Annotated in this window: 12 protein-coding genes; 10 read left to right on the top strand and 2 right to left on the bottom strand. The window is 71.9% G+C overall.

Annotated features, from left to right (window positions below; genetic code table 11):
* Positions 1–134 precede the first annotated feature (134 nt).
* Positions 135–1130 (bottom strand): NAD-dependent epimerase/dehydratase family protein, encoded by a 996-nt coding sequence (locus DMB66_RS06930; protein ID WP_125803184.1) that lies wholly within the window; start codon positions 1128–1130, stop codon positions 135–137.
* A gap of 71 nt (positions 1131–1201) precedes the next feature.
* Between DMB66_RS06930 and DMB66_RS06925 the strand changes: the two genes are divergently transcribed.
* The 10 genes from DMB66_RS06925 to DMB66_RS06880 all read left to right on the top strand — a co-directional run bounded on the left by DMB66_RS06925 (position 1202) and on the right by DMB66_RS06880 (position 10269).
* Positions 1202–1624, top strand: a complete 423-nt coding sequence (locus DMB66_RS06925; RefSeq protein WP_125803183.1) for a VOC family protein — start codon at positions 1202–1204, stop codon at positions 1622–1624.
* Between the two features lie 108 nt (positions 1625–1732).
* Positions 1733–3070: a CotH kinase family protein gene (locus DMB66_RS06920; RefSeq protein ID WP_158647156.1), complete on the top strand. Its 1338-nt coding sequence runs from the start codon at positions 1733–1735 to the stop codon at positions 3068–3070.
* 104 nt (positions 3071–3174) lie between these two features.
* A complete protein-coding gene (locus DMB66_RS06915; protein WP_125803181.1) occupies positions 3175–3810 on the top strand; it encodes a TetR/AcrR family transcriptional regulator in 636 nt (211 codons plus the stop codon).
* 87 nt (positions 3811–3897) lie between these two features.
* A complete protein-coding gene (locus DMB66_RS06910; protein ID WP_199752089.1) occupies positions 3898–4545 on the top strand; it encodes a HEAT repeat domain-containing protein in 648 nt (215 codons plus the stop codon).
* Positions 4546–4636: 91 nt separating this feature from the next.
* On the top strand, positions 4637–5650 hold the full coding sequence (locus DMB66_RS06905; protein ID WP_125803180.1) for a MerR family transcriptional regulator: 1014 nt from the start codon (positions 4637–4639) through the stop codon (positions 5648–5650).
* An 82-nt stretch (positions 5651–5732) separates the two neighbouring features.
* Complete coding sequence (locus DMB66_RS06900; RefSeq protein WP_125803235.1) at positions 5733–6680, top strand: ABC transporter ATP-binding protein; 948 nt, start codon at positions 5733–5735, stop codon at positions 6678–6680.
* On the top strand, positions 6677–7474 hold the full coding sequence (locus tag DMB66_RS06895; RefSeq protein ID WP_233624352.1) for an ABC transporter permease: 798 nt from the start codon (positions 6677–6679) through the stop codon (positions 7472–7474). The genes DMB66_RS06900 and DMB66_RS06895 overlap by 4 nt, the downstream gene beginning before the upstream one ends.
* Before the next feature lie 21 nt (positions 7475–7495).
* A complete protein-coding gene (locus DMB66_RS06890; protein WP_125803179.1) occupies positions 7496–8620 on the top strand; it encodes a sensor histidine kinase in 1125 nt (374 codons plus the stop codon).
* The gene (locus DMB66_RS06885; protein ID WP_125803178.1) at positions 8617–9228 is read left to right on the top strand and encodes a response regulator transcription factor; all 612 of its coding nucleotides are present in this window, start codon (positions 8617–8619) and stop codon (positions 9226–9228) included. The genes DMB66_RS06890 and DMB66_RS06885 overlap by 4 nt, the downstream gene beginning before the upstream one ends.
* Before the next feature lie 177 nt (positions 9229–9405).
* Positions 9406–10269, top strand: coding sequence for a sigma-70 family RNA polymerase sigma factor (locus DMB66_RS06880; protein ID WP_125803177.1), 864 nt, complete (start codon positions 9406–9408; stop codon positions 10267–10269).
* A gap of 301 nt (positions 10270–10570) precedes the next feature.
* Here the strand turns inward: DMB66_RS06880 and DMB66_RS61035 are convergent.
* Positions 10571–11657, bottom strand: a 1087-nt coding sequence (locus DMB66_RS61035; protein WP_158647155.1) for a hypothetical protein, incomplete at its 5' end; no start/stop codon positions are given.

Raw genomic sequence — 11657 nt, 5'->3', positions numbered from 1 at the left:
TGGGATCGCGAGTCGGACGTCCTGGTGGTGGGCACCGGAGCCGCCGTCGGCTGCGGGGATCGAAGCGGTGGGCCTCTCACCCCGGGGCGCGGGGAGCGGCCGTCACCTCGGGGTGCGGGCCAGGAGGGCGGCCCTTACTCCGGGGTGCGGGCCAGGAGGGCGGCTTCGCGGTCCGGGTCCAGGCCGACGGGTGTGCGGTCGGGGCGTTGTGGGGCCGTACCGCCGATTTTTTGCAGCCAGGTCCAGGTGTCGGCGACCGTTTCGGTGATCGGGCGGTTCTTCAGGCCCGTCCGCAGGGCCTTGGTGACGTCGCTGCCGTGCATGAAGTCGTGTTCGTAGCCGGGGGCCAGCCAGATCGGGAGGTCCATCCAGGGCTTGATGCCCGCGTCGAGGATGGTCTTCGGGTCGGTCCAGCGTAGGTCGGCGTGGCCGCCGGTGACGGTGTTGATCGTTTCCAGGAGTTCGCCCATGGTGGTGTGGCCGGGCGGGCTGACCACGTCGTAGGCGCCCTGGCGGCCCTGCTCCGCCGCGTCGAGCAGCCAGGTCGCCAGGTCTCGGGCGTCGATGTACTGCAGTTTCAGGTCGTGCGGGCCGGGGGCCAGGGTCGGGCCGCCGCGGGCCAGGCGGTTGAGCCACCAGGGGAGCCGGCCGATGTTCTCGTGCGGGCCCAGGATCAGGCCGGCGCGGGCGTGCAGGACGGGGCCGGCGAAGTTCTGCTCGGCGGCCAGTTCGGCGCCGCGTTTGGCCGCGGCGTAGTTGGTTTCGTCGTCGGAGTCCGGGGATGCTTCGACGACCGGTGCTTCCTCGGTGAGCGGGAAGATGTCGTGGTCGGCGTAGACGCTGCGGCTCGAGACGTACGTGTAGTGCCCGGCGTGGCCGGTGAGGGCGCGGGCCGCGTCGCGGACCGCGGTGGGGCGCCCCGACCAGGTGTCGACGACCAGGTCCCAGGCGCCGCCGGTCAGGGCGGTGAGGCCGTCCGGGGCGCGTCGGTCGCCGGTCAGGCCGGTGGTGCCCGGCGGGGGCGGGTGGTGGCCGCGGTTGAAGACGGTGATGGCGTGGCCGCGGGTGCGGGCCTCGTCGACGACGGCGCGGCCGACGAATGCGGTTCCTCCGAGCACGAGCAGCTTCATGGCGTCGACGATGCCGGTTGTCGTACCCCCGGTGGAAGATGTGATCGCTGAGAGCGGAACAGGGGTGCGGGATGGCGTTGCGGGTGGATCTGACGTTCGACTGTGCGCGGGCGGTGGTGCTGGCGGAGTTCTGGAAGCTGGCGTTGGGTTATGTGGATGAGCCGCCGCCGGCGCCGTTCCGGACGCGTGAGGAGTGGGTGGCGTCGTTCGGTGAGCCGGAGGAGGACGAGGGCGACGGGGCCTGGCTGCATGATCCGGACGGGGTGGGTCCGCGGCTGGTGTTCCTGGAGGTGCCGGAGCCGAAGGTGGCGAAGAACAGGTTGCACATCGATGTGCGGGTGGGCCGTGACGGGTCGCCGGGGCAGGTGTGGGCGCGGGTCGAGGCGAAGGTGGCGCACTTGGTCGGCGCGGGGGCGTCGGTCCTGACGGTGGCGGGGACGCATCATGTGGTGCTGGCCGATCCGGAGGGCAACGAGTTCTGTGTGGCCGGCTGAGGCCGGGGTCCGATTTACAGGCGAGGCACAGCTGTGGCACATCGGGGTCCTCAGGAGGTGGTCTTTCCTTGAGTCTCCAGCTGCACCCAGCGACCGAGGATGGCCCGCATGCCCGCTCACACCCTGTCCCGCCGGTCCTTCGGTGCGGCCCTTCTCGGGGTCGCCGGTCTGGCCGTGGCCGGCGGATGCTCGACCGGCTCGGCGGGTTCGCCGGGTGCGGCGGCGGCCGGTGAGGGATTGTTCGACGACGGCGTGGTTCACGACATCGGTTTGGCGTTCGAGCGCGCCGACTACGACGCGATGATCGACGCCTACCTCAACGACCAGGACAAGAGCTGGATCGAGGCGACCGCCACGATCGACGGGTCGACGTTCGAGAGGGTGGGTTTGCGGCTGAAGGGCAACTCGTCGCTGCGCGGGCTGACCAGGTCGGGCAGCACGGCCAGCACCGGTGAGCAGGGTGGCGGTGGGCCGGGCGGCAGTGTGTCGGCGGAGAATCCGCAGGATCTGCCGTGGCTGGTGCGGCTCGACAAGTTCGTGGAGGGGCAGGAGTTCGGCGGTTACACCGAGTTCGTGGTCCGCTCGAACAACTCGGAGAGCGCGCTGAACGAGGCGGTGGCCCTGGAACTGCTCGGCCTCGCCGGGCTGGCGACCCAGGGCTCGGTGTCGACGCGGCTCAGTGTCAACGGTGGCGGTGCGGTGCTGCGCCTGATCGTCGAGAATCCGGGCGACAAGTGGGACGCGGACCGTTTCGGGTCGGCCGGGATTCTCTACAAGGCGGAGAGCGGTGGCGACTACAGCTACCGCGGTGACGACGCGGGCAGTTACGACGGCGTGTTCGACCAGGAGACCGATACTGACAATCCGAATCTGGCCCCGTTGGCCGCCTTCCTCAAGTTCATCAACGAGTCCGATGACGCGGCGTTCTCCGCGGAGCTGGGTAAGCACCTGGATGTGCCGGCGTTCGCGACGTATCTGGCGTTTCAGGAGCTGGTCAAGAACTCGGATGACATCGACGGGCCGGGCAACAACTCGTACCTGCGGTATACGACCGGGAAGGATCAGTTCACCGTGGTCGCCTGGGATCACAACCTGGCCTTCGGCGGGATGGGTGGCGGCAATCGCGGTGGGGGTGGTCCGGGTCAGGCCCCGGGCGGTCAGGCCCCGAAGGGCCAGGTGGCGAGCGGTCAGGCGGCGAAGACCCGGGGCGGCGGTCCGGGTGGGCGCAGCAACATCCTCGTCACCCGGTTCACCGCGAACGAGACGTTCAAGGCGTCCTACGAGAAGGCGCTCACCGACCTCCGGGCGTCCCTTTACGCCAGTGGCAAGGCCGCCGAGGTCCTGCGGGTCCGCGCCGCTGTGCTGACCGCCGGGGCCGGTGACCTGGTCAGCGCCGACACGGTGGCCGGCGAGTCCGATGCGATCAAGGCGTTTTTCACCGCGTGACGGCCGGCTTGGCCTCGGCGAGGATCCCGCTGGATGCTCCGCCGGGTCGCGTGTGGACTGCGAGTTCCTCGTAGCCTGGGTGTTGGGCTCCCGGAGGAGGACTGATGACCGGTATGCGTCCTGAACAGCTCCGTCAGGCCGTCGCGCGGGCGGCCCTTCCGCTGCTGGGTGAGTACGAGACGCTGACCACGGCGCGGATCGCCCAGGCGGCGGGCATCGGCGAGGCCGATCTGCTGGCGGTCTTCGCGGACAAAGAGGCGGTCATGCAGGCGTGTGTGGCCATCCTGGCGGAGGCCGTGGCCGTGGCGTTCGACGCTGCCGAGGAGGTGCGGCAGATCGGTGCGATCCGTGCGGATCAGCCGCTCGCGGCGCGTCTGGTCGAGGTGATCGACATCCTCGACGCCTACAACCGCCGCATCCGTGTCGATCTCGACGATCTGCTGCCCGCCGGCGTCCCGGCCGTCAGCACCTCTGATGCGGCCGGCAGCCGACCGCTCATCCCTGACGATCTCCGTTCCCTGGACAGCAGATCGTCGGAGATCCGGGAGGCTGTCGCGGCGTTGCTGGAGCCGGATGAGTCCCGCCTGTGCCTTCCCGTTCGGGTCCTCGCGGCGGCGTTCGTCGGCATGACCTTCGGTGGTGTCCGGCCCGCGCACCCGGACGAGCCGCCGCTGCCGGCCGAGCGGGTGGTGGACCTGTTTCTGCACGGCGCCATGCACGCCGGTCGGGTCGCCGGGTGAGCGGACTTGACGTTGACACTGTGGCAGGGTTTTGACTGGGTGCGGGAGGTGGTCACCGTCAACCCGACACCTAGGAACGCGCCGGAGATGCGCCTGCTCGACGCGTTGGGCGCCGGAGCTTCGTCGGCGCGGCTTCAGGCGGCTCTGGCTGCTGGCGCGCGTGCCGACCCCGGCCTGGTGGAGGCGCTGGTGGAGCGGTGCGCGATCGAGCCGGACTTCTTCGTGCGTGACATGCTCACGTGGGCGTTGACCCGCCTGCCGCGGGAGATCACGGTGCCCAGGCTTTGTGCGGAGCTCTGTTCGGAGCGTGCCCGGGCCCGGAGTCAGGCGTTGCACACGCTATCGAAGATCGGCGACCGGGCTGCGTGGCCGGCGATCACGCGGTCGTTGCTGCACGACGCCGACGATGAGGTGGCGCGAAGCGCGTGGCGTGCCGCCGTCGTCCTGGTGCCCGCCGGCGAGCAGCGGGGGCTGGCCGCGGACCTGGTCGCCCAGCTCGGTCGCGGCGACCGGGCGGTGAGGTTGAGTCTCAGCCGGGCGCTCGTCGCGCTCGGCGAGGTGATCGAGCCGGCGCTGCGGTCGGCGTCGGCGGGTGCCGATCCGGCGGTGCGGGCGCATGCCCGGGCCACGGAGCGGCTGCTGCGCGATCCGGATGCCGGTTTCGAGCCGGCCGTCGAGGAGGCGATCCGGATCGTCGCGCTCGGCCCGGACCGGGCTGAGGAAAGCGGGTGCTGACCGGATCGTCGCGCTCGGCCCGGAACAGGCTGGGGGAAGCGCGTGCTGACCGGATCGTCGCGCTCGGTCCGGAACGGGCTGGGGGAAGCGCGTGCTGATCGGTGAGGTGGCCCGCCGTTCGGGGGTGAGCACCCGGATGCTGCGGCACTACGACTCCCTGGGGCTGGTGCGGCCGACGGGCCGCACCGTGGGTGGTTACCGCGAGTATTCCGGCGCCGATATTCGCCGGATCTTTCACGTGGAGAGTCTGCGGTCGCTGGGGTTGTCGCTGCGGCAGATCGGGCGGGCGCTGGAGGATCCTGGGTTCGCGCCGTCGGTGCTGGTCGGCGACTTGATCCGGCGGGCCGAGGAGCGGTTGGAGCGGGAGCAGGAGCTGCTCGGGCGACTCCGTACGGTCGAGGCCTCGGCGCCGGTGGGCTGGCAGGGTGTGCTGCGCATCGTCGAGCTGCTGCGGGGGCTCGGCTCGCCCAGTGCCGCGCGCCGGCAGCAGGCGGTCCTGGCCCCGTTCGAGGAGGTGCCGGTTCCCACCGAGTTGCTGGCGGCGGCGGTCCTGGCCGAGTCCGATCCGAACGTCGCCGGCGCCTTGCAGTGGGCGCTGGCGCGGGCCGGTGGTGACGGTGTGGCGAGCGTGGCGGCCGGTGTGCGGGCGGCGGAGGTCGACGTGCGGCGGCGCGCGGTCGCGGCGGTCGCCGAGATGCCCGGTGATGAGGCGACCGCGGTGCTGGTGGGCGCGCTCGGGGATGCGGATCCGGTGGTGCGTGGGCAGGCTGCGCTGGCGTCGGGTACGCGTGGCGTGGTCGCGGCCGTGCCGGCGCTGGTCGCCATGGTGGTCGAGGGGACGAACGACGTCGAGGCGGCCGAGGTCCTGGGCGTGTTGTCGGTGGATCCGGGGTGTGCGGAGCGGGTGGTGAGTGCGCTGGTCGAGGAGCTCGCCGCGGGTTCCGCGACCGCCGCGGTGCGGATCCGGCTGACTCAGGCGTTCGTCGAGATGCCGGCGGCCGTCGCGCGGGGTGTCCTGCGGCGGTTGGCCCAGGATGATGATCGGGTTGTCGCCGTCGTCGCCTCGGCACTGGTGGGTGTGGTCGAGGAGGGTGCCGCCGGCTGAGCCGGGGCGGGTGACGGATGTCATGGGGTGGGCGTGACGCGCGGCCCGGGGCCGGCCCGGTGTGAGTGCCGAGGATGGTGGCATGACTGTTACCGCGTTACCTGAGGCCGTGATCCGTGGGTCGGGCCAGTTCGCCGTTGATCTGGATGCGGTGGTGAAGCGTTTCGGCGCTGTCACCGCGGTCGACGGGATCAGTTTGCGAATCCGTCCGGGGGAGGTGGTGGCATTGCTGGGCCCCAATGGGGCGGGCAAGACCAGCACGGTTGACATGTTGCTGGGTCTGTCGGCGCCGACGCGGGGTACGGCCAGGGTGTACGGGCGGCCGCCGCGGGAGGCGGTGGCGCTGGGCCTGGTGTCGGCGGTGATGCAGACCGGGGGGTTGTTGAAGGACTACACGGTCGAGGAGACCGTCCGGTTGACGGCGGTGTTGTTCGGGCGGGGCCGCGACGATGTGGAGCGGGCGTTGGGGCGGGCGGGGATCGCCGATATTCGTAAGCGGCTGGTCGGTAAGTGCTCGGGTGGCCAGCAGCAGCGGTTGCGGTTCGCGATGGCGTTGCTGCCGGATCCGGAGTTGCTGATTCTGGACGAGCCGACGACCGGGATGGACGTCGGTGGGCGGCATGACTTCTGGACGGCGATCCGGGCGGATGCGCGTTCCGGCCGTACCGTCATTTTCGCCACGCACTACCTGGAGGAGGCCGACGCGTACGCCGACCGGGTGGTTTTCGTGCGGCGTGGCCGGGTGGTGGCCGACGGGACGGCGGCCGAGGTGAAGGCGCTGGCGTCGGGCCGTACGGTGCGGGCGACGTTGCCGGGTGCCCCGGAGGCCGTCCTGGGGGCGTTGCCGGGGGTGGATTCGGTGGAGGTGCGCGGGGACACCGTCTATGTGCACGCGCGGGACACCGATGCGGTGGCGCGGTATCTGCTGAACGAGACCGCCGCCCGGGATCTGGAGATCACCTCCCGGAATCTGGAGCAGGCGTTCTTGACTCTGACCTCTGACGAGACGGATCCGGGGAGTGCGCGATGAGCTTGGCTGAGCCGATGATGAGTGTGCCCGCCGTCCGCCGGTTGCCGCGTTTCGGTGGTTTCTCGCTGGGGATGATCGGGCTGGAGTTGCGGCGGATGGTCCGTAATCGGCGGACCGTGATCTTCACGCTGGTGATGCCGGCGGTGTTCTTTCTGTTGTTCGGCACCAACGATTCGTATCGCACCCAGCGGGCCGGTGACGGCAACGTGACCGGTTACATCCTGGTGAGCATGGCGGTGTACGGGGCGATGTTGGCCACGACCAGCGGCGGGGCGATGGTGTCGCTCGAGCGGGCGGCCGGGTGGAGCCGGCAGTTGCGGCTGACGCCGTTGCAGCCGGCGGCGTACATCGCGGTGAAGCTGGTGCTGGCGATGGTGCTGGGCGCGGTGTCGGTGGTGGTGGCTTTCGCGGTCGGTGCGGTGTCGGGGGCCGAGTTGCCGGCGTCGGCGTGGGTCTGGTGCGGGTTGCTGGCGTGGGTGTGCGCGCTGGTGTTCGCCGCGTTCGGGTTGTTCATGGGGTATCTGTTGCCGAGTGAGAACGTGATGCAGATTCTCGGTCCGGTGCTGGCGGTGTTGTCGTTCGCTGGTGGGTTGTTCGTGCCGGTGGATCAGCTTGGGCATACGTTCGCGACGATCGCGAAGTTCACCCCGGTTTTCGGGGTGGGGGAGATCGCCCGGTATCCGCTGACCCAGGACGGGAACCTGTGGCTGGCGGTGCTGAACGTGGTGGTCTGGACGGCCTTGTTCGCCGCCGGCGCGATGTGGCGGTTCCGGCGGGACACGGCGCGGGTCTGAGTGGGCGGTAGCGTCACGGCTATGAGCGAGGCGGGGCGGCGCGGCCAGCGCTTCGGGTGGGTCTTCGCCACGGTGTGGCTGGTCTACCTGCACGAGAACCTGACGGCGCTGCTGGCGCATCCGGCCGGCTGGCAGCGGACCGTGGGGCTGGCCGCGCTGTTCGGCTTCGCGGCGCTGTATCTGCTGCTGGTGGGCCGGTTGAGCCAGGCGCGGCACGGGGTGCGGCGGTGGCTGACGGCGGTGCGGTTCTGGCTGATCCTGGTGGCGTTGCTGGGGTTGGCGGCGTTGCAGGTGCCCGGTGCCGGTGTGCACGCGCTGACCTGCCTGGTGTATATCGCGGCGTCGGCGATGATCGGGCTGCCGCTGCGGCAGGCGGTGCCGTTCGCGGCGGCGCTGGTGATTCTGGCCGAGGTGCTGTCGTGGCGGGTGCCGGGCTGGGACGACCAGGGGTACGGGCTGGCGGCGCTGCTCGGGTCGGCGGCCAGCGGCGGGATCCGGCTGGCCGGCGAGCGCCAGCAGCGGCTGCAGGCGGCGCAGCAGGAGCTGGCGGACATGGCGCAGCGGGAGTTGGCCGACAAGGCGGTGGCCGACGAGCGGGCGCGGATCGCCGCCGACCTGCACGACATCCTGGGGCATTCGCTGACGGTGGTGACGGTGAAGGCGGAGTTGGCGCAGCGGCTGCTGGACGTGGATCTGGAGAAGGCGCGGGCGGAGTTGCGCGATCTGGAGGGCCTGGCCCGCGACGCGTTGTCGGATGTGCGGGCGACGGCGCTGGGGGTGCGGGGGATCTCGTTGCCGGGGGAGATCGCGGCGGCGCGGGAGGCCCTGGCGGCGGCGCATGTGTGCGCGGAGTTGCCGGGGGCCACCGACGCGGTGCCGACTCGCAACCGGGAGTTGTTCGCGTGGACGATCAGGGAGGCGGTCACCAACGTGGTGCGGCACAGCCGGGCGGGGCGGTGCGCGGTGCGGTTGGCGCCGGGCAGCGTGGAGATCGTTGACGACGGCCCGGGTGACGGGCCGCCGGCGGCGGACGGGCAGGGGTTGCTGGGGCTGCGCCGCCGCGCTGACGCGGCGGGCGCGACGCTGCTGGTCGGCCGCCGGGAGGATCAGCCGGGTTTCCGGGTACGGGTGGAGGTGCCCTCGTGATCCGGTTGTTGCTCGCCGATGACCAGGCGCTGGTGCGCGGGGCGATGGCGGCCCTGTTGGACATGGAGCCGGATCTGACGGTGGTGGCGGAGGTCGGCCGTGGGGACGAGGTCGTCGCGGCGGTGCGGGGCCATGCCGTCGATGTGGCGCTGCTGGATGTGGAGATGCCGGGCCTGGACGGGGTCGCCGCGGCGCGGGAGTTGCGGCGGGAGGTGCCGGGCTGCCGGGTGCTGATGGTGACGACGTTCGGCCGGGCGGGTTATCTGCGTCAGGCGATGGCGGCGGGCGCGAGTGGTTTCGTGGTCAAGGACACCCCGGCGCGGCAGCTCGCGGACGTGGTGCGCCGGGTGCACGCGGGGCTGCGGGTGGTGGATCCGGCGCTGGCGGCGCAGTCGCTGGCGCAGGGGGATTCGCCGCTGACCGAGCGGGAGAGCGACGTGCTGCGTTCGGCGCGTGAGGGTGGGACGGTGGCCGACATCGCCCGGGAGCTGCACCTGTCGGAGGGCACGGTGCGCAATCACCTGTCGGCGGCGATCGGCAAGACCGGGGCGCGGACGCGTGCCGAGGCGGTTCGGCTCGCCGTCGACAACGGCTGGTTGTTGGCGTAGCCGCAGCTCAGAGCGTTTTGCCGGGCCCGGAGTGCCGCCGGCGCGGACTTTAGGGTTTTGCCGGCGCAACCCATTAGCAACCGAACGTGACCAGAGTCTGCACCCTGCGCAACGAAAAGTTCCTCCTTGTCAGCCGGTGAGCCGTCGCCGGGCGACACACACGAGGGGGAACACACGATGTCCGCAGCGAAGACGAAGACCGTCAGCCGCGAGCAGGAGCTCCTGATCCGCCAGAACATGCCGTTGGTGGGTCACCTGGTCCGCGAGATGTTGTTCAAGGTTCCCGCGCACGTGCACCGTGACGATCTCGCCTCGGCCGGCTACGCCGCCCTGGTCACGGCCGCGCAGTCGTTCGACACCGGCCGGGGTATCCCGTTCGGGCGGTTCGCCGCCGTGCGGGTCCGGGGTGCGCTGCTGGACGAGCTGCGCAGCATGGACTGGGCCAGCCGCTCGGTGCGGGCCCGGGCCCGCCGCGCGGACGTGGCCCGTCAGGAGCTGACCGCGCAGCTCGGCCGCACGCCGAGCCCGGCGGAGCTGGCCGAGCTGCTCGGCGTCGGCGTCAGCGAGCTGGCCACCGTCGACGACGACGTGCAGCGGGCGGCGGTGCTGTCCCTGCAGGGTTTCACCGCCGGGGCGGCCGAGGACATGGTCACCGAGGAGGCGATGAACCCGGAGGAGACGCTGCTGCACCGGGAGCGGATCGGCTACCTGCACGACGCGGTCGCCGTGCTGCCGGAGCGGTTGCGGTTCGTGGTGGAGGCGTCGTTCCTGCGGGAGCGGGCGCTGTCGGAGGTCGCCGCCGAGCTGGGGGTGACCGAGTCGCGGGTGTCGCAGCTGCGGACCGAGGCGCTGGCGCTGCTGCGCGACGGGCTGGGCACCCACATGGAGCAGCAGAACAGCGACGCGGCCAAGGGCGACGGTTGCGTGGCGCGGCGCCGGGCGGCGTATGCGGCCCAGATCGCCGCGCGCAGCACGATGGCGTCACGGCTGGCGGTCACCGACGTGCAGGGCATGCACACGTCGGTGGCTTACGCTGCCTGACCCGCGCCGCACCGCGACGAGGAAGGCGCCGCCCGACCGCCGCCCGACCGCGACACCGACAGGGCCGCCACGCTGACCGCGTGACGGCCCTTCGCGCGTAGCGGGGCAGGCCCGCGACCGGGTCGAAGCGTCGCCAACGAAATGGCCTTGTCGAGTTCGGGACGGCGGGCGAGCTTTCCGGGAGAACAACGAGCCGACGCGGAGGGCGCCTGGGCAGATGCCCGGCATGCCCTGGGCTCTCGGCCATGAGGGGCACTCTTCGCCGATCAACTTGTCGCACGTTCGTCGGCGACGCCCCGGATCAGCCCGCGGCGGGGGACTGCTGCGGCACGGCCGCGGGCTGACCCGGGCGGGCGATCACGACGGTGGCCGCGGCGAGCAGCACGCCGGCGATCGACAGGGCCAGGACCTGCCACGGCGGCCCGAAGGGGTAGTAGTCGCCGGGGGTGAAGGCGCTGTGCACGGTGAATACCGGGCCGAAGTCGCCCGCATATCGCAACGCGCGCATGAGGTTGCCGTAGAGGGCGACCGCCGGCAGGGCCGCGGCGATCACGGCCAGCGCGCAGGTCGTGGCGGCCAGGCGTGGCCGGCGTGAGCGCCGTACCCGGTAGGCGCCGGCGGCGGCGAGCAGCCAGCCCGCGACCAGGCCGACGACGGTGCCGGCGACGGTCAGCGGCAGGAAGACCGGGGTCGCGCCCGCCCAGGTGGAGGTGTCCACCGTGCCGGCGGGGGCGACGCGGGAGTCGGCCAGGAACGCCCGGACGGAGAGCTGGACGCCGTCCCTGGTGGCCCGGAACTCGTTGTTGCGCATCGGGAGGTCGATCATGGCCCCCGTGGCCGGATCGACCGTGTGTGCCGAGCCGTCCACGGGTGTCACCGGGCTGACCTGCCACCCGTCGGCGCGCATCCGCTGGCGGGCCGGTTCGATCTGCCAGGTGTGGGCGACCTCAGTGTCGGTGAACCGCGCGGTGTGTGACCACGAGGACGTGTCGTGCACCCAGGTCCGGCCGCCGGCGGTGCCGGTGACCCGCTCGGCGAGCGCGGCCTGCTCGGGCAGGCCGGCGAAGGTCTGTGCGCCGGCCCAGGAGCCGGCGGCGGCGCCGAACGCCCCGGTGATCAGCGTGATCAGCACCGCGGCCGCCCAGGCCAGGGGCCGCCCGGCCGGGAGCCGGAAACGCTGCCGCAGGCCGCTGGCGAGCAGGTGCCAGGCGTCGGCGCGGGCCGGGCGCCGCCGGCCGGGCTCCGCCATCTCCAGCAGGGTGGTGACGATCTCGGCGCCGTGCCGGCGGCGGTAGCGGCCGGGGTAGGCCAGCAGCAGCAGCCGGTAGGCCCGCTCGAGGCGCACGTCGGCCCGGGGCCAGCCCGCGCGGCGCTCGTCGGCCGACGGG

Source organism: Actinoplanes sp. ATCC 53533, from assembly GCF_003947245.1.
The sequence above is the reverse complement of the archived record's forward strand: the minus strand, read 5'-3'. Positions and strand labels throughout refer to the sequence as shown.